The sequence below is a fragment of the Streptomyces pseudovenezuelae genome, from assembly GCF_001513955.1.
Classification (GTDB): Bacteria; Actinomycetota; Actinomycetes; order Streptomycetales; family Streptomycetaceae; genus Streptomyces; species Streptomyces pseudovenezuelae.
On the sequence record NZ_KQ948150.1, the window covers coordinates 90,751 to 111,643 of the forward strand.

A 20,893-nucleotide genomic window follows, 5' to 3' on the forward strand; every position below is an offset into this window, starting at 1 on the left:
CCCCTGCGCTGCCTCCATGGCGGGGGGTGATTGTCGCGCTGACGCTCGGGCGGGCCGGGGGAACGACGAGCGGCACCGCCCGGGGACGGTGCCGCTCCGGTGGGAAGTCGTCCCCTACGGGGTCCACTTGACGTTCGGGTTCACATTGCCGGTCCAGTTGAAGACGGCCATGTTGTCCCAGCCGTTGCCGCTGTTGTTGATGTCGGCCGGGTCCCAGCCGTTGCCCTTCACGGCGTACCAGGTGGGCTCCCAGTAGAAGACCCCGATCGCGCCGTTGCTGCGGGCCGCGTTCTGCACGGCGGTGAAGTTGTCCGCCTGGCCCTGCCAGCTGAGCGGGTAGCCCGAGCAGCCCGTCGTGATGGAGTTGGTGGTGCCGTCCGCGTTGGCCGAGGTGAACGGGTAGGCCGTCTCGGCGATGATGACGTCCTTGCCGTACCGGGACTTTATGTCGGCCACGACACTGCCCATGTTGGCGATCGTGCCGTGCCACGGGCAGTAGTAGGACAGCCCGGTGATGTCCCAGTTGACGCCCTTGGCCTTGATGCCGTCGTAGAACCAGCGGGCGTTGGCGTCGCTGTCGGCGTCGGCGGTGTGGATGATCACCTGGGTGCCGCTGTTGCACGCCTTGGTCGCGTTGTAACCCGACTTGAGCAGCAGACTGAGGTTGGTGAAGTCGTTGTTGACGACCTTGCCCTCGTTCCACAGCATGCCGACGTTGATCTCGTTGCCGATCTGCACGCTGTCCGGCGTGGTGCCCTGCGACTTGAGGCTGTTGCAGACGTCGTAGGTGTAGTTGTAGACGTCCGTCTGGAGCTGGCCGATGGTGTGCCCGGCCCAGGCCGCGGGCTTGTTCTGGTTGCCGGGGTCCGCCCAGGTGTCCGAGTAGTGGAAGTCGACCAGCAGCTTGAGCCCCTTGGCCTTCACCTGCTTCGCGTACGACAGCACCTTGGCCTTGTTGTTGTAGCCGCTGGCGGGGTTGTTCCACACCCGCAGGCGGACGTAGTTGACGCCGAGGCCCTTGAGGATGTCCAGCGGGTCCTTGGCGGTGCCGCTCGCGTCGTAGTACTTGGCACCGAGGTCGAGGGCGCGCTGCGCGGTCGACACATCGGCACCGCGCATGGTGAGCGTTCCGGCGGCAGAGGCGCTGGTGGACGTGGTGAGCAGGGATGCGGGCAGGGCGAGGGCCGCCAGGAGCATGGCGGCTCTCACGAGACGGCGCGGACCTTTGACGGTCATCCCGACCTCCTTGTCTGACATGACCATGTGGATGCTTTCCGTGAACGTTCACAGTAGGAGGCGCTGTCAGAGCTGTAAATACTCGTGTCGGCAGCATTTCTGCGAGGTGAAAGGCATATGGACCAGCAAGATCAATTGTGTACGTACACAGTGATCGAGGGGATGGTCCATGCTCCCTATGCGTGTCGCGTATAGGGAGTGCGCCCGGAGTGGTAGGTTCCACGTCATGCGGATGACGCTCGACGAGCGGGTGCGGTCGGCGGTGGCGGCCCTCCTGTACGCGACCGGTGAGTCGCAGACGGAACTGGCCTGCGCGCTGGGGGTGAGCCAGGCACAGGTGAGCCGCCGTCAGTCCGGCACCGCCGCCTGGAGCCTGGCCGACTGCGACGCGGTCGCGGCGCACTACGGCATCGATCCGCTGGACCTCCTGGCCGGCCCCACCCGGGCCACCGAGACCCTGTCCGCCCAGCGGCGCCGCGTGCCCGGCCGTGTCGTACGCCCCGCGGCCGCACCGGACGGGGGAGCGCGATGACCGACTTCGACGCGATCGACGCGCTGCTCGCCGAGGCGAGGCAGGAGGTCCCGCTGCCGCCGGCCGAGGAGCGGCGCGCCCTGCGGGAGGAGCTGAACGTCTCGCGCGCCCAGCTCGCGAAGGTCCTGGACGTGAGCGCCTCGACGGTGGGCGGCTGGGAGTCCGGACGGGAGCCGAGCGGTCAGGTGCGGGAGAAGTACGCGTACTTCCTGGAAGGGGCACGCACGAAGCTGGCGGCCGCGGACCCTGCAGACCCCGTGGACAGCGTGGACGGCGTGGCGCACGCGGAGGAGGAGACGGGCCTCGACGACGTAGACGTGCTGTCCGAGCCACAGCCCTGTGTCCTGTGCGGTCGGCCGGCCCGCCATCAGGTCGAGGGCTTCCCCCAGCACCTGGACTCCGCGGACTGCGCGCCGGGCGACCCCGCGCAGCCGGTGCCCCCCGCGCCCGAAGCGGCACCGACAGGCCCCGCCGCCTCCCCCGCTCGCGGAGTGAAGGTCGTCCCCGCCGGTCGCCGGGTGCAGCCCGCCGACACCCCGGACCTGATCGGCTCCGCCGTGGCGGCCGCGCTCGACCAGCACTCGGGCGACGTGGAGGCGGCGACCGCCGCCCTGGTCAAGCGGGCGATCCCGGACGCGATGGCGCTCCTCGACGACAGCCGCAAGGGCGGCCGGTACGACGTCGTCGCGCACCCCTGGCTGCCCGACATCCTGCGCAAGCAGAGCGCGCGAGGCGCCGACCAGATCTGGGAGGCCCGCCCCAAGTGGACCAGGCCCGAACTCCCGCCCGGCGAGCACGAGGTGACCGCGCTCGACGTCAACGGCGCCTACCTGTCCGCGCTCAAGACCCACCTGCCGATCGGCCAGTTGGAGCACTCCACCGGCGGCGACCACGACCGCCGCCGCGCCGGCGTCCATCTGATCACCCCGTCCGACTGGGACCACGACGCCTACCTGCCGAACCCGCTGGGCAGCCGGGACGAGCCGGGGCCGCTGTGGGTGACCGAGCCGACCCTGCGTCTGCTGCTGCGGCTGGCCGGCCCGAAGTACGGGCTGTGCGACCCTCCGGAGATCCACGAGTCCTGGACCTCCGGTGCCACGGAGAACCTCCTGGAGAAGTTCCGCATCGCCCTCAAGGACGCCCGCGACCGGGCCATCGCCGAGGACGACGAGGTGACGCTCGAGTACGTGAAGGCCATGTACAGCAAGTTCGTCTCCACGATGGGCGAGTCGAACTACAACCGGGAGCTGTACCGCGCCGACTGGATGCACCTCATCCGCTCCCAGGCCTTCGTGAACCTGTGGTGGAAGGCGCACCGGGCCTACGACGAGGGTCTGACGGTCGTCCGGGCGATGGGAACCGACGAGCTGCACGTCGCCGGTGACTGGCGCGCGGTGTTCGCGGAGGGGCGCGGTGTCACCGAGGTGAAGGTGAAGGACGTCTACACCGTCGGCACCGTGCCGTCGACCGGATGAGAGTGTGGGGCGGTAGCCTCTGGATGTTCTGTGGCGCAGGTCGCCGAGCATCCTTCGATCAGCGGCGGGCGTAAGAGGAGTCGGGGTGCCGGAGAGGAACATCGAGTTCGGGAAGTACGGGGCTCGGGGCATCAAGGGACACGAGGCCGTGGCCCGGCAGCTCGACGCGCTCGCCACGTTCATCGCCACCCCGATCACCACCCGGCGCGGCCTGCTGGCCCGGCTGCACTACCTCACCCGCACCGAACACGCCCGGGCCACCGCCCGTGAGGCCGGCCTCACGGTCACCGACCGCACACTCCGTGCGTGGCTGGAGGAGCGCCGCAGCCCCTCGAAGCGCAACCTGGAGAAGATCGAGAGCGCGTACCGCACCGTGCGCCGGCAGAACGTCTCGCGGTATCTGCTGCTGCGCCTGACCCGTGAAGGCCGCGGCACCCGGGTCGAGTTCCACCCGCTCAACCAGAGCCAGGTGCCACGCCCCCGCCAACGGGCGGTCGAGTACCGCACCCTGAACGTCCGTCACTGGGACCGCGTCGTACGGGCCTGGGCCGCGGGCGACGACGCCGCGCTCGACGAGGCATGGGTCAACGACGTCGTGGTCGATCTCGGCAGCCAGTGGGGAGAGTACGAGTTCGTGACCGCGATCGGGTTCGCCGCCTGAGGCATCCCGTGGGCAGAGTGACCGTCATGGTCAACGACCCGAGCACCCTCCACGACCGGCTCGTCGAACAACCCCGCCTGTCCGGCCTGGCCCTCGCTCCCGACGGCACCCGCCTGGTCGCCTCCGTCCAGACCCTCGACGACGCGGGCACGCGGTACGTGTCGGAGCTGTGGGAGGTGGATCCCGCGGGTGAGCGCGACCCCCGGCTCGTGACCGGGTCCCGGCGGGGCGATCACGCCCCTGCCTTCTCGGCCGACGGCACCCTGCTCGTCCTCTCCGACCGCGGTCCGCAGGAGTCACCCGGAGCGGCACTGTGGGCGCTCTCGGACCAGGGCGAGGCGGAGCGGACAGCCCACCACCCGGGCGGGTTGAGCGCGTTCACCGTCGCCGCCCGTTCGCGCACGCTCGCCTGGACGGCCGCTCTGCTGCCGGGTGCCGCGGACGCGCGCACGCACGGCGACCTCCTCCAGCAGCGTGCCCGCTCCGGTGTCACCGCGGTCCTGTACGAGGCGACCCCCACCCGCGCCGACGGCGTGGACCTCGGCCCGGCCGAGCCGCACACCTTCGTCCGCCGGGGCGACGCCCCGCCGGTCGACGCGGGCGCCCAAGGACTCGCGGGCGCAGGGGACATGGCCCTCTCGCCGGACGGGACAGTGGTCGCCTGCACGCGGGCCCCGACGAGCGCCGCCCCGGACACGAACGTCGTGGTGATCGCCGACGCGTCGACCGGCGTGGAGCGCCGCACCTTCTCCCGTCCTGGCCACCAGTACTACCAACCGTGCTTCACCGCCGACGGCAGCCGCCTGATCTGCCAACGCCAGCGGGAGGAGACCTGGGACACCGAGTGGCGGGCCACCCTCGTCGCCCTCGACCCCGCGTCCGGTGAAGAGACGGACCTGCTGCCGGACTTCGACAACTGGCCCTGGCCGGGACGGGCGATCCTCTCGCCCGTTCCCGGGGACACCACGCTGTGGTTCACCGGCGACGAACAGGGCCACCGCCCGGTCTTCCGCCGCGATCCGGACGGCACCGTCACCCGCCTCACCGCCTCCGGCGCCTACAGCTCCCTCTGTGTGACGCCCGACGGATCCACCCTGTACGCCCTGCGCAGCGCGCTCGACAGCCCGCCCCGGGCGGTCCGCCTGGACGCGGGCAAGCCCGACCAGCAGCCCGCCTTCCTCAGGGCCCCGGGCGACCTCGGCCCCCTGCCCGGCACGCTGACCGAGGTGCACACGACCGGGGACGACGGCTTCGCGCTCCGCGCCTGGCTGGTCCTGCCCGAGGGCGCGGGGCCCGACAACCCCTCACCACTCCTCGTCGAGGCGCACGGCGGCCCCCAGGGGTCCTGGAGCGACTGGCCCTGGCAGTGGAACCCCTGGCCCTTCGCGGCCCGCGGATACGCCGTACTCCTGCCCGACCCGGCCCTGTCCTCCGGCTACGGGCAGCGCATGCAGGAACGCGGCCGGGGCGACTACGGCGGCCGGCCCTATCGTGACGTCCTCGCCCTCACCGACGCCGCACTGGCCCGCCCCGACCTCGACGCGAGCCGGACGGCCCTCGCCGGCTGGTCCTACGGCGGCTACCTCGCGAACCGCGCCGCGACCCTCACCGACCGCTTCCGAGCACTCGTCTCGCACGCCGGGCTGTGGAACCTGGAGGACTTCCAGGGCGACACCGACCTGCACACGTACTTCCGCGAGATCTTCGGCGATCCGCGCACCCGGCGCGAACGGTACGAGGCGGACTCGCCGCACTTCGACGCGGCCAACCTGACCACGCCGACGCTGATCGTGCACGGCGGCAAGGACTACCGGGTGCCGGTGGGCCAGTCGCTGGCCCTCCACCACGACCTCCAACGCCAGGACGTACCAGCCAAGTTCCTGTACTTCCCGGACGAGACCCACGGCATCGAAGCCCCGAACCACCTGCGCCTCGTGTACGAGACGGCCCTGAACTTCCTCGACCACCACGTACGCGGCGAGGAGTTCCGGCGGCCGGGGCTCCTGTGACGTCGGCCGGTGCGGTGACCGGCGCGTGCGTCAGAGGGTGGGGACGCCCAGATCCGCGGCGACCGAGTCGGCGCGGACGAACACGGACACCGGGAACTGCTCGTCGCAGTACTTGTTGCCGGACGACACGATCCCCACGACCTTGCCGCCGCTGATCAGCGGCCCGCCGGAGTCCCCCGGGCAGATGCTGTCGGTGGTTCCGGGGCGGGGCATCCCGCACAGCATGGCGGCGGGGTCCGTCTCGGGGTCGGTGTACGGCCGGCAGGCCGCGACGGGCGAGAGGACGAGCCTGGTCCGCTTCAGCCTGGTCCCGTCGACGCCGGGTCCGGTCCGTCCCCAGCCGAGCACGGTGGCCTTCCGGCCGTCGGCCACCAGCTTGCCGTCCCGCGGGCCGGCCACCGGGATGGTCCGGTACGGCATCGGCCGGTCCAGGGTGAGGACCGCGGCGTCGTGGGCGTAACCGGGGCCGCCGTAACGCGAGTCCAGCCGGGCCGAGCTGACCTGGCGCTCCGTGCCGTCGGTGCCGTCCACCCGGGTGCGGCCGCCGACGACCGTCAGCGTGGACACATCGCCGGCGCTCTGCACGCAGTGGGCGGCCGTGAGCACCTTCGTGGGCGCGACGAGTGTGCCACCGCAGAACTGCCTGCCCTCGAACTCGATCAACATGGCGTACGGGTGGGCCTTCGCGGTGGCGGGCCCGCCGCCCTTGATCGCGGAGGCGGGGACGGCGGTGGACCAGAGTGCGGCCGCGGCGAGCACGGCGGTGGTGACGACGGCGGCCGTGCGCGTTCCGGGACGGGTGGCTCTTGCGGCGTGGATCGGCATCGCGGTATCCCCCTGAACTGCCTGGCGCGGGGCACGGCTCGGCCCCGCGTGGTGTGGTCGGTGGGAAGGACGAGCGTCAGGGGCCGGTCGGTTTCGGGGCAGGCGCCCCCCCCCGTGACCGTCTGTGTCGTTCCGGCGCGTGGACGACCAAGCCGGGCTCACGGTCCGACGCGAGCCTCGGGGGTGCGGTAGCCGCGGAAGGTCACGTGCCTGCGGGTTTCGAAACCGAGCCGTTCGTAGAGCGCGATCGCGGTGGTGTTCGTCTCGGCCACATGCAGGAAGGGGAGTTCGTGGCGGGCCAGGATGCGTGCGGTGAGCGCGTTCACCAGGCGGGCGGCGTGGCCCTGTCCGCGGGCCTCGGGCGCCGTGCAGACGGCGCTGATCTCGGCCCAGCCGGGAGGCCGGAGCCGTTCCCCCGCCATGGCCACGAGCCTGCCGTCGAGGCGGACGCCGAGGTAGGTGCCGAGTTCGTGGGTGCGCTGCCAGAACGGTCCCGGCCGGGTCCGCGCGGTGAGATCGAGCATCTCGGGCACATCGGCGGCGCCCAGCTCCACCACTCCGGCGTGGGAGTGCTCGGCCCGGTGGGTGCCGGGCCGGATCATCTGCCGGCCCTCCAGCACGAAGACCGGCTCCCAGTCCTGCGGCGGAACCGCCGCGCCGCTGAACAGGTCGGCGAACCCGCCGGGGCCCAGCAGCCGTGCCAGGTCGTCCCAGTCCGCCGCCCGCGGAGCGGGGGACACCGTGGAGAAGGCCGCGACGTCGGGCAGGTAGGCGGCGGCGCGGCCGCGGCGGCGGGCCAGGACCGCGTGAGGGCCGCACAGCGACTCGCCCACCGGGTCGTCGAGTGCGGCGGCATCCCCGCTCGTCATCGTGCTGTGCCTTTCCCCGGACCGGCTCGTCGTCGTGAGAAAGGCTATAGGTCCTGCTGCGCAAGGGGCGCCCGTATGGATGGCGGCGGTAGGCAGGACCGGCCCGTCGCAGAAGCTGTCCGAAATGTCCGGCCCCGAGGGCGGCCCGCCGCTCGGTTCGGCCTCGTTCCGGCGGAGGTGGCCGGACTCGGATCCGAGCCGGTGGTGGTCACCTGGTCGGCACAGCTCTGCGGCCGACCGAGACGGCCACCCCGGCAGGATGGGCACATCGAGGGGGCCCTCGGCGCCCCGCGTGCGGCCCACGCGATCCTGACCGTCACGACAGAAGGGTGAACCCATGCTCCGGACAGACGCTCTGCTGCGCGAGTACGACCGGGCTCGCGCCTACACCGACGAGCTGTGGAGGGATCTCACCCCGGACGAGGTGACCTGGCGGCCGCACGAGAACTCCAGCGCCATCGGCTGGCATCTGGGACACCAGGCCCATGTCGCCCACTTCATGGTCCGCAACCTCACCGCGGCCGAGCCCAGCCCGGACCCGGAACTGGACGCGCTGATGGACTCGGCGAACCCGGAGAAGTTCCGCGGCACGCTGCCGACCGTCACCCGCCTCAGCGAGTTCCGCAGCGCCGTCGCGGAACGCGTACACGCCCGGATGCGCGACATCGCCGCCGGCCGGGTCGGGGCCCCTGCCCAGCTCACCATCGTGGCCACCCACCTGCTGACCACGCTCATCAACCACGAGTACCAGCACGACCAGTGGATCGGCGAGGTGCGTGCCGCCGACCTCGGCCACGAGCTTCCGCCCGCCCCCGACAGCGCGTACCTGCGCCGGGTCGACGGCTATCTCGTCGTCGATGTTCCGTGACCCGGGCCCGCCGGGCTCAGCCGTCCGACACCGGTCGCAACCGCAGCGTGAGGATCTGGAACGGCCGCAGCGTCAACCGGACACCGCCGGCGACGTGTCGGTGGCTCGCAGGGTCGTCCACGGGGCGTTCCAACAGGTCGGTCACCTGGGACGAGGCGAGGGGGAAGCCGGGGGTGAGGGTGGCGGCCGCCCGGGTGCCGCGGGACTCGTAGAGCCGTACGACGACATCGCCGCTGCCGTCGTCGGCGAGCTTGACCGCCTCCACGACCACACCCTCGTGGTCCACCGACAAGAGCGGGGCGACCGTCGCACTGCCCGGTACCGCACGCTCGGGCAGGTTGAAGCGGTACCCCTCGCGCCTGGCGTCGCTGACATCGGCGCCGATGACCAGCGCGTATCCGAGCCGGTGGGTGCCCTGGTCCTGGTCGGGGTCGGGGAAGCGTGCCGCGCGCAGCAGGGAGAGGCGGACCGTGGTGGTCGTACCCCCGTCTGGGCGGACGTCACGGGTGACGTCGTGGCCGTAGGAGGAGTCGTTGACCAGGGCGGCTCCCCAGTCGGGCTCGCCGACGTGCAGGAAGCGGTGGGTGCACGTCTCGAACTTGGCCGCGTCCCAGCTGGTGTTGGTGTGCGTGGGCCGCTCGACGTGACCGAAGGGGATCTCGGCGGTCGAGTGGGCGGCCCGCACGTCCAGCGGGAAGGCCGCCTTGAGGAACTTCTCCCGCTCGTGCCAGTCGACGACCGTGTCGATCACCAGTCCGCGTGATCCGGACGGCAGGGTCAGGGTCTGCTCGATCCTGGAGTCGCCGAAGGCCCGGACCACCCGGACGCCGTCGGCCGTCGCCGTCACGGACTCGGCGTCGGTGAGGTCGCGCACGGTGTTGCGGTAGAAGACGTCGACGTCCCAGGCGTCCCACTGGTTGGGGAAGTCCTGGTGGAGCTGCAGGAGGTTCCCGACCGCCCCGGGGGCCAGCGCCTCCCGCTGCGCCGCGTGGTCGTAGGCGGAGGTGATCAGGCCGCGGGCGTCCACCACGACCCGGACCAGGCCGTTGTCGAGGACGAACCCGTCCGCGTCCGGGACCGGCCGCACCGGTGCGTCGACACAGGCGGAGCGGGGGCTCGCCCCGAGCGCCGGGACACCGCCCCGGGCGTGCGGCGCGGAGTTGAAGACGACCGTGCCCGTCGGGTCCCCGGCCAGCACCCGCTGGGCCGCGCCGATCAGCTCCTCCAGCTCCCGCGCCACGGCCGCGTAGGTCTCCTCCGCCTCCCGGTGCACCCAGGCGATCGACGTCCCGGGCAGGATGTCGTGGAACTGGTGCAGCAGCACCGTCTTCCACAGCCGGTCCAGCGCCTGGTACGGATACGGCCACCCGTGCCGTACGGCCGCGGTCGCCGCCCACAACTCCGCCTCGCGCAGCAGGTGTTCGCTGCGCCGGTTGCCCTGTTTGGTGGCCAGCTGGCTGGTCAGGGTGCCGCGGTGGAACTCCAGGTAGAGCTCTCCGGCCCACACCGGCGCGCCGCCGTTCGCCTCGTACTCGGCGTGCGCGCGCCGGAAGAAGTCCGCGGGCCCCTCCATCTCGACGCGCGCCGAGCCCTCCAGGTCCCGGAGCCGGTCGGCGCGGGCCAGCATCTCGCGGGTGGGACCGCCACCGCCGTCGCCGTAGCCGAAGGGGATCAGCGAGCGGTTGGCGCCCGCTTTGTCCTGGAAGTTGCGCACGCTGTGCGCGACATCGGCGCCGGACAGCTCGCCGTTGTAGCTGTCGACGGGTGGGAAGTGGCTGAAGATCCGGGTGCCGTCGATGCCCTCCCACCAGAAGGTGTGGTGCGGGAACTTGTTGGTGGTGTTCCAGGAGATCTTCTGTGTCAGGAACCACTGCACCCCGGCCAGCTTCATCAGCTGCGGCAGGGCCGCGTTGTAGCCGAAGGTGTCCGGCAGCCACATCTCCTCGGTCTCGACGCCGAACTCCTCCAGGAAGAACCGCTTCCCGTGGACGAACTGGCGCGCCAGCGCCTCGCCGCCGCTGATGTTGGTGTCCGGCTCCACCCACAGGCTGCCGGTCGGCAGGAACTGCCCGGTCTTCGCCTTCTCCTGGGCCCGGGCGTACACCTCGGGCCGGTGCTCCTTCAGCCAGGCGAGTTGCTGCGCCTGGGACATCACGAACCGGAACTCCGGGTGCTCGTCCATGAGGTGGGTGACATTGGAGACCGTCCGGGCCACCTTCCGCACGGTCTCGCGCAGCGGCCACAGCCAGGCGGTGTCGATGTGCGCGTGCCCGACCGCCGAGATGCGGTGCGCGCTCGCGTGCGCGGGCGACGCCAGTACGGGCGCGAGGGCGGCCCGCGCGGCGGCCGCGCTGCCGCTGACGTCCTGCAGGTCGACCGCGTCCAGGGCGAGTTCGACCGCGCGCAGGATCTGCCAGCGGCGCGGGGAGTCGGTGGACAGCTCCGGCATCAGCTGCCCCAGCACCTCCAGATCCTGGACGAGTTCGTGGACCTGCCGGTCGAACACGGTCAGGTCCAGGCGCCGCAGCCGGTACAGGGGTGCGCCGGGGTCCGCGGCCGGATCGCCCAGCCAGGGGGCGCGGCCGCCCACCGACGTGGGGCCGAAGGTGAGCTCGCCGGGAGCGGTGTGCATGACGACCGGATTGGCTGCGGCCTCGACGTAGGCGGTGAACTCCTCTCCTCCTACGGCGTGTTCGGCCACCGGCAGCCAGGTGTTGCGCGGGTTGAGCGCCTTCACGGCGGTGCCGTCCGGCCGGTAGACCAGGCCCTCGGCCGAGAAGCCCGCGGAGTGGGTGGCGAACCCGAGATCCAGCACGGCCTCGACGGTCTCCCCTGCCCAGTCCGCCGGGACGGTGCCGCTGACCTTGAACCAGCTCGTCGACCAGGCGGGACCCCACCAGGCGCCGGCCCGGGTCGGCTCGTAGGCGGCGGCCAGGCCCTCGCGGACCGGCACCGGCTCGCCGGGGACGTTCCAGATCGCCACGTCGAGGGGGACGGATCGGGCATGGACGGCAGGCCGGATCCGCTCGTCGAGCACGCGGGCGAGCCGCTGTTCGGTGACTTCACGGTCGTTGTGCATCAGGTGTCTTTCTCCGTGAACGGGGAGGCGTCAGCCCTTGAGGGCTCCGCCGAGCGCGAAACCGCCGCCGAGCTTGCGGGCCAACAGCAGGTAGAGCATCACGACGGGCAGCGAGTAGAGGAGCGAGAAGGCGGACAACTGCCCGTACTGCGTCTGGTCGTGGGCGGAGAGGAAGGTGAACACGCTGACGGACGCGGGGAGTTTCTCCGGGGACAGCAGCAGGATGAAGGGGACGAAGAAGTTCCCCCACATGCCGATGAACGTGAAGATGGTGACCACGACGACACCCGGGCGCATCAGCGGCAGCACCACCCGCCACAGCACCTGCATGGTGTTCGCGCCGTCGATACGGGCGGCCTCCTCCAGGACGATCGGCACGCCGTCCATGAAGTTCTTCATCAGCCAGATCCCGAACGGCAGCGCGGACGCGGCCAGGAACAGGGTCGTGCCCGGCATCGAGTCGATCAGGTTGAGCTGCACGAACATGCTGTAGACCGGGATCATCACGGCGGTGATGGGCAGCCCGGTGGAGAACAGGATCGTGTACAGGAACGGCCGGCGCACCCGGGAGCGGTAGCGCGAGAGCGGGTAGGCGCACAGGACCGAGGCCACCACGGTCACCGCCGTGCCGAAGCCGCAGAGCAGCAGGCTGTTGAGCATCGGCCGGTAGGTGGTGTCGACGTTGAGAACCGCGTCGAAGTTGTCGAGCGTCAGCGCCGAGGGCCACTTCAGCCGGAAGGAGTTGGTGTCGCTCACCGAGGCGACGACCATCCACAGCAGCGGCAGGACGTACAGCACCGACACGGCGAGCAGGACGAGGTTGATCGCGAGGCGGCCCGGGCGCAGTCGGTGTGGACGCCGGGCGGCCGGTGCGGGGGCGGTCCGTGCGGCGGACGTGGCAGGGGGAGTGGCGACGGCGGCCATCAGTCCTCCAGTTTCAGCAGCCGGATGTACACGACGGAGAAGAGCGCGCCGACCACCAGCAGCACGAGGGCGATGGCGGTGCCGTAGCCGATCAGGCTGTTCTGGAAGGCCTGTTGGTACATGAAGATCGGCAGGGTCTCGCTCTTGTTGCCCGGTCCGCCGCGGGTCATGGTGTAGATCAGACCGAAGACGGAGAGCGTCTGGAGCGTGATCAGCATCAGGTTCGTCAGGATCGACGGCCTGATGACCGGCAGAACGACCCGCCACAACCGCTGCCAGGGACCGGCGCCGTCCATCTCGGCGGCCTCCACCAGCTCCTGGGGCACGTCGTTGATGGCGGCGGTGAAGACCATCAGGGAGAACGCGGTGCCGCGCCACACGTTGGCCAGGCACACCGCCAGGATCGGCATCGTGTACAGCCAGTTCTGGTCCGGCAGACGCAGCGCGTCCAGAAGGGAGTTGAGCGATCCCTGGTCGTAGAAGAAGGCGTACATCAGATAGCCGGCGACCACCTCGGGCAGCACCCAGGCGGCGATGACCACGCCGTTGACGACGGCCCGGACCGGCCGGGTGGCCTTCTGCATCAGGACGGCCAGCGCGAGCCCGAGGGTGTTCTGGCCGACCACGGCGGAGCCGACCACGAACAGCAGGGTCAGCCACATCGCGTTGAGGAAGTCGGCGTCCTCGAAGGCCCGGGTGAAGTTGTCGAAGCCCACGAAGTGGGTGCCGGAGGCCCCGGTGAGCTGCATGTCGGTGAAGGCGTAGTAGACGCAGTACGCGATCGGACCGGCCAGGAAGACGGCCAGCAGGACCACGGCCGGGACCGTCGGCAGGCCGCGCAGCAGCGAGCGGACCGCGGGGGTGGGCGCCCCGCGGGACCGGCGGGGGTGACCGCCGGTCCCGTGAGGCGCCGGGGCGAGGGTGGTCACGAAGTGCCCTCCACGGTCCTGTCCTCGCCCACCGCCGCCTTGACATCGTTATCGAAGGTCGAGGCGGCCTTGTCGACGGAGGCCTGACCGGTCGTCACGGACTCCATCGCCTTCTGGATCGCGGTCGAGACCTGGTTGTACTCGGGCAGCCCGGGCCGGTAGTGGGTGTCGGCGACCAGCTCCGTGAAGAACTTGTTGGTCGGCACCGAGTCCAGGTACGCCGGGTCCGAGGCCACGTCGGTGCGCACCGCGATGTTCGCGTTCGTCACGTTCCACTTCGCGGCGTTGGTCTTCGTCTGGAGCGTGGTCGACAGGAACTTCCAGGCCAGGTCCGGGTTCTTGGCCTTGGCCGGGATCGACCAGGCCCAGCCGCCCGACATGCTGGTACGGCCCGGCGCCTGACCGTTCTGCGTCGGCATCGCCGCGGTGCCCATCACCGACTGCCATTGCTTCCACGGCTTGGCCGCCGCCGAACTCCAGTTGTTGGGCATCCAGGAGCCGTCGATGTCGATCGCCAGCTTGCCCTCGGGGATGAGTTCGGTGCCGACCGCGGTCCCGAAGTTGGCGCCCAGCGCCTGCTCCTTGGACGGGCCGAGATCCTGGCCGTAGAGGGTGTGCACGAAGTCGAGCGCGTCCTTGAAGCCCTGGCTGCCCACGACCCACTTCTTCTCCGAGGCGTCGTAGAGCGACTTGTCGCCGGCCGCAGTGCCGTACAGGAGCATCTCGAAGCCCTGCATGGAGGAGGCCTCGCCGCCCGCCTGGCCGGTGTAGAGGTTCAGCGGGGTGACGCCGGGCAGCTTGGCCTTGATCTTCCTGGCGGCGGCGATCACGTCGGCCCAGGTCTTCGGCTGCCAGGGCACGGGGATCCCGGCCTTCTGCAGGAGCTGCTTGTTGTACCAGATCCCGCGGGTGTCGGTGTCGTCCGGCACGGCGTAGACCTTGCCGTCGGAGGCCCCGGTCACCGCCCCCTTGGCGGCCTTGGCGTACTGCGACCAGTCGGCCCACTGGGCGGCGTAGGCGTCCAGCGGCTTGAGATAGCCGCCCGCGATGTCGGAGTTGATGAGGGCGGTGTCCTCGTAGACCAGGTCGGGTGCGGTCGCGGGGGAGCGCATCATGAGCTGGAGCTTGGTGTAGTAGTCGTTCTCGGATGCGGTCACCGGCACGAGGTTCACTTTGGTGCCCGGGTTGGCCTTGGTGAATTCCTTCACCATCGAGGCGAGGAAGTTGGCCTGGAGCTTGTTGGTGCTGTCCAGGTTCTGCCAGTAGACGACCTTGATGGACTTGGACGAGCTGCCTGACGAGCCCGAACCGCAGCCGGTGACGGCCAGGGCGGTGGCGGCGGTGAAGGCCGCGGCGGTGACGATTCTCGAGCGCACAGTGGTTCCTCCGGGACGCGAAACCTGAGGGAAAGCCGCGAGTTCTCGGCCCGGAGGCCAGCCCGCGCGACGCCCCAAGCGCTGCGCCACCCTGCGCTGATCGGCCCCGATGGCCGGAATGTGATGGGCGTCAGCTAAATCCATTTGATGGATGAAGTCAATGCTTCGAGTATGTAAACTTTCGCCAGGGCGCCGCCCGGGGTGGCGGATGTGAGGGGATCAGGTGACCGACAGGTGACGATGCTCAGCGGGACGAACCTGCCACGGGTCGGCGGCTACAACCAGGCCGTCGTCCTGGACGCCATCCGCACCACGGGACAGGTGAGCCGGGTCGAGCTGGCCGCTCTCACCGGGCTGACCAACCAGACCGTCTCCAACGTCGTCCGCAAGCTCCTCGACGCGGGCCTCGTCGCGGAGTCCGGCCAGGCCCCCTCCAGCGGCGGCAAGCGCCGTACCCTGCTGACGCTCCGGGCCGACGGGGCGTGCGCGGTCGGCGTCCATCTCGACCCCGAGGCCGCGGTGATCGTGGTGGTCGACCTGGCCGGCGAGGTGATCGGCAGCCGGCGCCTGCGGCTCACCGACCCCGGCGACCCGGCCGACGTCGTGGACCGCGTCGCGCGCACCACCGGGCGCCTCCTCGATCGCAGTGCCGTGGACCGCACCCGTCTGCTCGGCCTCGGCATCGCCGCGCCCGGCCCTCTCGACGGCAGCACCGGCGCCGTGGTCGCCCCACCGAACTTCCCCGGCTGGGGCCGCGTCCCCCTCGCGGACATGTTCGCCGACGCCACCGGACTGCCCGTGGCCCTCGACAACGACGCCACCGCCGCCGCCATCGGCGAGCGCTGGATCGGCGGCGCGGACCGGGCCGGCAGCTTCCTCTTCATCTACCTGGGCACGGGCGTAGGCGCCGGCATCGTCCTCAACAACACGGTCCTGCACGGCGATTCGGGCAACGCCGGCGAGTTCGGCCACATGGCCGTGGAGCCCGGCGACCGGGTCTGCCACTGCGGGGCGATGGACTGCCTCGGCCCGTACGTCAGCCCGGCCGCGATCATCGACGACCTGCTGCGCCTGCACGGCAGGACCGCCGCCGACCGTATCGGCCTCACCGGTACGCCCGACTCCGTGCACCACGACTGGAAGGCCCTGCGCCGCGCGGCCCGCGCGGATGATCCCGCCGCCTGTGACGTCGTACGACGCGCCGCGCGCCGGATCGGCGAGGCCGCGCGCGGCGCCGCCAGCCTGCTCGACGTCAGCCGGGTCGTCCTCGGCGGTGAGGCGCTGCGCGGCATCGAGCCGATCATCCGCGAGGAGGTCGAGGCCGCCGTCAACCGCACCTCCGTCGCCCGTACGATCCGCGCGGTCGCCGTGGAGCAGAGCGTGATCGGCGAGACGGTGGGCGCGGTGGGGGCGGCGTCGCTGGTGCTGCACGGGAACTACGCGCCCGGGTGGCGGATGCTGACGGATGTGCCGGGCTGAAGTGGCGGCGGTGCGCGCCGAGTTGGCGGTCGCGCGCCGGACGTCCTGAGCTGCGACGGGCTTGCTCCGGGGAACGGCCGCGGCTCCGCCCACGCTGACGTCGGCCTGGTGCGCCGGCACCAGGGCACGTGAATGGCTGGTCCAGACGCACCAGGCGAAGACGGCGGCGCTGGACGATGCCCGGCGGGGTGCCGGAAGGAAGGGTTGCAGACGCGCGGATCCCGCGCATCCCCCCTGCCCAACGGCGTCTGGAGTGATCGACAGGTGGCTACTTTTCTCTACCGGATCGGACGGTGGGCCTTCCGGCGGCGGCGCCTCGTGGGCGGCCTGTGGCTGAGTGCCCTGGTGCTGGCCGTCGCCGCGGCCGCCCTGGCGCCGGCCGGCGAGGACGAGGACCTCGCCATGCCCGGTACCGAGTCGCAGAAGGCGTTCGACCTGCTGGACGAGCGCTTCCCGCAGAGCAACTCCCAGGGAGCCGAAGCCCGTTTGGTCTTCCAGGCCCCCGACGGGCAGCAGGTGACGGCCAGGCAGAACAAGGCTGCTGTCACGGCCGCGCTCGGAGCGCTGGACACCGGCGCGCAGGTCGCCTCGACCACCGACCCCTACACGACCGGCGCCGTCAGTACGGACGGCACCATCGCCTACTCCACGATCACCTACACCGCGGACGCCGTCGATCTGACCGCGTCGACGAAGAGCGCCCTGGAGGAGACCGCGAGCCGGGCCCGCGACGCGGGGCTGACCGTGGAGATCGGCGGCTCGGCCCTGGACGCGGAAGAGGAGCTGGGCGGGACGACGGAGATCATCGGCGTGGCCGTCGCGGCGGTGGTGCTGGTGCTCGCCCTCGGTTCGCTCGTCGCGGCCGGACTGTCGCTGCTGACCGCCTTCGTGGGCGTGGCCATCGCCTTCGGACTGGTCTCCGCGCTGGCCGTGCCACTGGGCCTGACGTCCACCGTCGCCATCCTGGCCCTGATGCTGGGGCTGGCGGTCGGCATCGACTACGCCCTGTTCATCACCTCCCGCTTCCGGGACGAGCGCGCCCGGGGCAGCGAGCCTGAGGAGGCCGCCGGCCGGGCGGTGGGCACAGCCGGATCCGCGGTCGTCTTCGCGGGCGCGACCGTGATCATCGCCCTGGTCGGGCTGGGGGTCGTCGGAATCCCCGAACTCACCAAGATGGGCATGGGCGGCGCGGGCGCCGTGGCCCTCGCCGTACTCGTCGCCCTGACCCTGGTCCCGGCGCTGTTCGGCTTCTTCGGACGGCGGGTGCTGTCCCGTGCCGCTCGCAAGGCGGTCCGGCCGGGAGAAGAGGCCACCTGGCCCGGAGGCGGGGCCACGTCGTCCGGGGGTGAACGTCCGCACCGGGTGCCCGGGGCGGAGGACCGGCGGCCCGGACTCGGCAGCCGCTGGGCGCGGTTCGTGCTGCGCAGGCCGGTGGCCGTGCTGATGATCGCCGGACTCGGTCTGGGAGCCGTAGCCCTGCCGGCGCTGAGCCTCGAACTCGGGCTGCCGGGCGACGAGTCCAAGTCCGTGGAGACCACCCAGCGCCGCGCCTACGACCTGCTGTCGGAAGGCTTCGGTCCCGGCTTCAACGGCCCCTTGACCGTGGTCGTGGACCTGTCGGAGTCGGCGGACACCAGGGCCGCCACGGACCTGGTCGCCAAGACCGTACGGGCGGTGGACGGGGTCGAGTCGGTCGGCGATCCGGTGCTCAACCGGACCGGGGACACGGCCGTTCTCACCGCCGTCCCGCGGACCGCGCCGAACAGTGCCGAGACCAAGGACCTGGTGCACGCGATCCGGGACGCGGTGCCGGACGCCGAGGCCGAGACCGACGCCGGCATTCTGGTGACCGGCACCACCGCGCTGAACATCGACATCTCCGAAGCCATGTCCGACGCCCTCGTCCCCTATCTGAGCGTCGTGATCGGACTGGCGGTGCTCCTGCTGACGGTGGTCTTCCGTTCGGTCCTGGTCCCGGTCAAGGCGGCTCTCGGCTTCCTGCTGTCGGTGGGTGCCGCCTTCGGCGTCCTGGTCGCCGTCTTCCAGTGGGGCTGGGCGGCGGACCTGATCGGCATCGAACAGACCGGTCCGGTCATGTCCCTGATGCCGATACTCATCATCGGCATCGTGTTCGGTCTCGCCATGGACTACGAGGTCTTCCTGCTCACCCGCATGCGGGAGGCCTACTCCCACGGCGCGTCCCCCGGCGAGGCGATCGTCGACGGGTTCCGGCACAGCGGACGGGTGGTGGCCGCGGCGGCCATCATCATGATCAGCGTGTTCGCCGGATTCATCGGGATGAACAGCCCGACCATCCAGACGATGGGCGTCGGCCTGGCCGCCGCCGTCGCCTTCGACGCCTTCGTGGTGAGGATGGCGATCGCCCCCGCGGTCCTGGCTCTGCTCGGCCACCGTGCCTGGTGGCTGCCCCGTATCCTGAACCGCGTGCTGCCGAATGTGGACATCGAGGGTGAGGCACTGAGCCGGCGTGTCCCGGCCGCGGCCGGCGAACCGGACACGGCGGTGCGGCGGCTGCCCGTCGGCCGGGACTGACCGGTCATGACCACCATGGGGGGCGGCGGCCCGCGACCACACGGCACGTGGTGGCGGGAGGCGGCGATCACGGCGACGGCGTTCGCGCTGTGTCTGCTCGGCGGTGTGGTGCAGGACGGCGCGAGCACCCTGTCACCGCCGTCCGCCGCCGCTTACTTCATCGCCACGGTGTCCTGTGCCGTGCTTCCGGCACGGCACCGCGCGCCGCAGGCCGTCATGGCGGTCACGACCGCGACCGGCGTGCTGGCGCCGTTCCTGGGCCTGCTGCTGAGCCCGCTCATCGCGGCCCCCGCGGTGATCGCCGCCTACTCCTACGCGCTCACCGCGCGCACCGAACGGCGTGCGGCGAGCGCGGTGGCGCTCGTCTCCGGAGCGCTGCTGGTCGCCTCGACGCCCCTGTTCGGGGCTCTTTCGTGGAAGGACGCGAGCAGGGTGGGAGCCGTGGCGGCGTTCCCGCTGGTGGCCGGCGTACTGGGGCACTCGACGCGGAACCGGCGGGCCTACCTCGCGGCCGTGGAGGAGCGGGCCCTGCGCGCCGAGCAGAGCCGGGACAGCGAGGCGCGTCGGAGGGTGGCCGAGGAACGGGTGCGCATCGCGCGGGAGTTGCACGATCTGGTGGCTCACCAGATCACCCTGGCCAACGCGCAGGCCACGGTCGCCGCCCACCTCTTCGACACCCGCCCGGAGCAGACCCGCAGGAGTCTCCGGGAACTCGTCGCCACCACCAGCGACGCGCTCGACGACCTGCGGGCCACCGTCGGTCTGCTGCGCCAGTCCGGGGACGCGGCTGCACCCGCCGAACCGGCACCCGGACTGTCCCGGCTGCCCGGTCTCCTGGAGTCGTTCCGCCGCGCGGGTCTGGAGGTGACGGTGCACCAGGAGGGCACGGCCAGGCCGCTGCCGCCGGGCGTGGACCTCACCGCCTACCGCATCGTCCAGGAGGCCCTGACCAACGTGACCAAGCACGCCGGTACCCGCAGCGCCCGGGTGGGCCTCACCTGGAACCGCGATCGCGTGACCATCACCGTCGCCGACGACGGAGAAAGCGCGCGTACGGCGCCGACGTCGTCCACGGCGGCGACGGCCGTCACCGGGGCGAGTGCGTCCGCGGTGGGGGACCGCCCGCCCGGATACGGTCTGATCGGGATGCGTGAACGTGCCTCCGCGGTCGGGGGCCGGCTCTCCGCGGGCAGGCGCCCGGAGGGGGGCTTCCTCGTCCGCGTCCAGTTGCCGCTCCCGCCCGCGAAGGACGCGACGCCCGTCACCGACCGAGCACCGGCCGGCGAGGAACGGATGGCGGACGCGGCGAGCGGCGACGGCGAGACGGGAGACGCTTCATGACGCTCAGGGTGCTGCTCGCCGACGACCAGGCTCTGCTGCGCGGTGCCTTCCGGCTGCTTCTCGACTCCGCTGACGACATCACCGTGGTCGGTGAGGCCGCGGACGGCCGGGAGGCGGTGAGGCTCACCCGGGAGCTGCGCCCGGACGTGGTGGTGATGGACATCCGTATGCCCGAGGTGGACGGTCTCACCGCCACGTCACGGATCTGCGCGGACCCCGACCTGCGCGCCAGCCGCATCCTGATCCTCACCACCTACGAGACCGACGAGTACGTCGCCCAGGCGCTGCGCGCCGGAGCCGGCGGCTTCATCGGCAAGGGCATCGGGGCCGAGGACCTGCTGGACGCCGTGCGGACGATCGCCGCCGGGGACACGCTTCTGTCACCCGCCGCGACCCGTTCCCTGGTCGCCCGTTTCCTGGCCACACCGGAGGAAGCCGAGCCCCGCGACGCCGAACAGCTCGCCGTGCTCACCCCGCGCGAGCGCGAGATGGTGGCCCTGGTCGCGACCGGCCTGTCCAACCAGGAGATCGCCGAGCGGATGTTCCTCAGCCCCTTCACCGTCCGCGCCCACGTGCAGCGCGCCATGACGAAGCTGGGGGCCCGCGACCGGGCCCAACTCGTCGTCATCGCCTATCGGACGGGTCTGGCCCGGGCCGCCTCGGACGGCGGCACCGACCGCAGGTCGTAGGAACCGTCGACGCCTCGCTCAAGCGCACGGGCCGCGACGGGCACGCGT

Annotated in this window: 16 protein-coding genes; 9 read left to right on the forward strand and 7 right to left on the reverse strand. The window is 71.5% G+C overall.

Annotated features, from left to right (window positions below):
• Positions 1-114 precede the first annotated feature (114 nt).
• Positions 115-1,236, reverse strand: coding sequence for a glycoside hydrolase family 53 protein (locus AQI94_RS28500; protein ID WP_031044577.1), 1,122 nt, complete (start codon positions 1,234-1,236; stop codon positions 115-117).
• 226 nt (positions 1,237-1,462) lie between these two features.
• Here AQI94_RS28500 and AQI94_RS28505 point away from each other — a divergent pair, with 226 nt between their 5' ends.
• The 4 genes from AQI94_RS28505 (at position 1,463) to AQI94_RS28520 (ending at position 5,913) form a co-directional block, all read left to right on the forward strand.
• A complete protein-coding gene (locus AQI94_RS28505; RefSeq protein ID WP_031044575.1) occupies positions 1,463-1,768 on the forward strand; it encodes a helix-turn-helix domain-containing protein in 306 nt (101 codons plus the stop codon).
• On the forward strand, positions 1,765-3,243 hold the full coding sequence (locus AQI94_RS28510; RefSeq protein ID WP_031044570.1) for a helix-turn-helix domain-containing protein: 1,479 nt from the start codon (positions 1,765-1,767) through the stop codon (positions 3,241-3,243). Before AQI94_RS28505 ends, AQI94_RS28510 begins: the two co-directional genes overlap by 4 nt.
• A gap of 85 nt (positions 3,244-3,328) precedes the next feature.
• Positions 3,329-3,904 carry a hypothetical protein gene (locus AQI94_RS28515; protein WP_031044568.1) on the forward strand — a complete coding sequence of 192 codons (576 nt, stop codon included), beginning with the start codon at positions 3,329-3,331 and terminating at the stop codon, positions 3,902-3,904.
• 26 nt (positions 3,905-3,930) lie between these two features.
• Positions 3,931-5,913 carry an alpha/beta hydrolase family protein gene (locus AQI94_RS28520; protein ID WP_031044565.1) on the forward strand — a complete coding sequence of 661 codons (1,983 nt, stop codon included), beginning with the start codon at positions 3,931-3,933 and terminating at the stop codon, positions 5,911-5,913.
• Between the two features lie 30 nt (positions 5,914-5,943).
• On the opposite strand, the gene AQI94_RS28525 is transcribed toward AQI94_RS28520, so the two are convergent.
• Positions 5,944-6,738, reverse strand: coding sequence for a S1 family peptidase (locus tag AQI94_RS28525; protein ID WP_031044562.1), 795 nt, complete (start codon positions 6,736-6,738; stop codon positions 5,944-5,946).
• 158 nt (positions 6,739-6,896) lie between these two features.
• On the reverse strand, positions 6,897-7,607 hold the full coding sequence (locus AQI94_RS28530) for a GNAT family N-acetyltransferase (protein WP_031044560.1): 711 nt from the start codon (positions 7,605-7,607) through the stop codon (positions 6,897-6,899).
• Positions 7,608-7,944: 337 nt separating this feature from the next.
• On the opposite strand from AQI94_RS28530, the gene AQI94_RS28535 reads away from it, so the two are divergent.
• On the forward strand, positions 7,945-8,475 hold the full coding sequence (locus AQI94_RS28535; protein WP_031044559.1) for a DinB family protein: 531 nt from the start codon (positions 7,945-7,947) through the stop codon (positions 8,473-8,475).
• A gap of 16 nt (positions 8,476-8,491) precedes the next feature.
• Here the strand turns inward: AQI94_RS28535 and AQI94_RS28540 are convergent, their stop codons facing one another.
• Genes AQI94_RS28540 through AQI94_RS28555 form a run of 4 tightly spaced genes read right to left on the reverse strand, consistent with a single transcriptional unit; the run spans position 8,492 to position 14,783 of the window.
• Positions 8,492-11,554, reverse strand: coding sequence for an alpha-mannosidase (locus AQI94_RS28540; protein ID WP_062230000.1), 3,063 nt, complete (start codon positions 11,552-11,554; stop codon positions 8,492-8,494).
• A gap of 30 nt (positions 11,555-11,584) precedes the next feature.
• The gene (locus tag AQI94_RS28545) at positions 11,585-12,478 is read right to left on the reverse strand and encodes a carbohydrate ABC transporter permease (protein ID WP_078903002.1); all 894 of its coding nucleotides are present in this window, start codon (positions 12,476-12,478) and stop codon (positions 11,585-11,587) included.
• Entirely contained in the window at positions 12,478-13,407 is a 930-nt protein-coding gene (locus tag AQI94_RS28550) for a carbohydrate ABC transporter permease (protein WP_031060716.1), read from the reverse strand. Before AQI94_RS28550 ends, AQI94_RS28545 begins: the two co-directional genes overlap by 1 nt.
• Positions 13,404-14,783, reverse strand: a complete 1,380-nt coding sequence (locus tag AQI94_RS28555) for an extracellular solute-binding protein (RefSeq protein WP_031060713.1) — start codon at positions 14,781-14,783, stop codon at positions 13,404-13,406. Before AQI94_RS28555 ends, AQI94_RS28550 begins: the two co-directional genes overlap by 4 nt.
• Before the next feature lie 240 nt (positions 14,784-15,023).
• Between AQI94_RS28555 and AQI94_RS28560 the strand changes: the two genes are divergently transcribed.
• From AQI94_RS28560 to AQI94_RS28575, 4 genes are all read left to right on the forward strand, one after another.
• The gene (locus AQI94_RS28560) at positions 15,024-16,262 is read left to right on the forward strand and encodes an ROK family transcriptional regulator (protein WP_031060704.1); all 1,239 of its coding nucleotides are present in this window, start codon (positions 15,024-15,026) and stop codon (positions 16,260-16,262) included.
• A 264-nt stretch (positions 16,263-16,526) separates the two neighbouring features.
• Positions 16,527-18,815 carry an MMPL family transporter gene (locus tag AQI94_RS28565; RefSeq protein ID WP_031060701.1) on the forward strand — a complete coding sequence of 763 codons (2,289 nt, stop codon included), beginning with the start codon at positions 16,527-16,529 and terminating at the stop codon, positions 18,813-18,815.
• A 6-nt stretch (positions 18,816-18,821) separates the two neighbouring features.
• Entirely contained in the window at positions 18,822-20,156 is a 1,335-nt protein-coding gene (locus AQI94_RS28570) for a sensor histidine kinase (RefSeq protein ID WP_031060699.1), read from the forward strand.
• A complete protein-coding gene (locus AQI94_RS28575) occupies positions 20,153-20,845 on the forward strand; it encodes a response regulator transcription factor (RefSeq protein WP_031060695.1) in 693 nt (230 codons plus the stop codon). The genes AQI94_RS28570 and AQI94_RS28575 overlap by 4 nt, the downstream gene beginning before the upstream one ends.
• Positions 20,846-20,893: the final 48 nt, after the last annotated feature.

What these genes read in the sequence shown, in the direction of transcription:
- AQI94_RS28500 (WP_031044577.1), bottom strand. Translation starts at nt 1,236, where the DNA reads ATGACCGTCAAAGGTCCGCGCCGTCTCGTGAGAGCCGCCATGCTCCTG.
- AQI94_RS28505 (WP_031044575.1), top strand. Translation starts at nt 1,463, where the DNA reads ATGCGGATGACGCTCGACGAGCGGGTGCGGTCGGCGGTGGCGGCCCTC.
- AQI94_RS28510 (WP_031044570.1), top strand. Translation starts at nt 1,765, where the DNA reads ATGACCGACTTCGACGCGATCGACGCGCTGCTCGCCGAGGCGAGGCAG.
- AQI94_RS28520 (WP_031044565.1), top strand. Translation starts at nt 3,931, where the DNA reads ATGGTCAACGACCCGAGCACCCTCCACGACCGGCTCGTCGAACAACCC.
- AQI94_RS28525 (WP_031044562.1), bottom strand. Translation starts at nt 6,738, where the DNA reads ATGCCGATCCACGCCGCAAGAGCCACCCGTCCCGGAACGCGCACGGCC.
- AQI94_RS28530 (WP_031044560.1), bottom strand. Translation starts at nt 7,607, where the DNA reads ATGACGAGCGGGGATGCCGCCGCACTCGACGACCCGGTGGGCGAGTCG.
- AQI94_RS28535 (WP_031044559.1), top strand. Translation starts at nt 7,945, where the DNA reads ATGCTCCGGACAGACGCTCTGCTGCGCGAGTACGACCGGGCTCGCGCC.
- AQI94_RS28540 (WP_062230000.1), bottom strand. Translation starts at nt 11,554, where the DNA reads ATGCACAACGACCGTGAAGTCACCGAACAGCGGCTCGCCCGCGTGCTC.
- AQI94_RS28545 (WP_078903002.1), bottom strand. Translation starts at nt 12,478, where the DNA reads ATGGCCGCCGTCGCCACTCCCCCTGCCACGTCCGCCGCACGGACCGCC.
- AQI94_RS28560 (WP_031060704.1), top strand. Translation starts at nt 15,024, where the DNA reads ATGCTCAGCGGGACGAACCTGCCACGGGTCGGCGGCTACAACCAGGCC.
- AQI94_RS28570 (WP_031060699.1), top strand. Translation starts at nt 18,822, where the DNA reads ATGACCACCATGGGGGGCGGCGGCCCGCGACCACACGGCACGTGGTGG.
- AQI94_RS28575 (WP_031060695.1), top strand. Translation starts at nt 20,153, where the DNA reads ATGACGCTCAGGGTGCTGCTCGCCGACGACCAGGCTCTGCTGCGCGGT.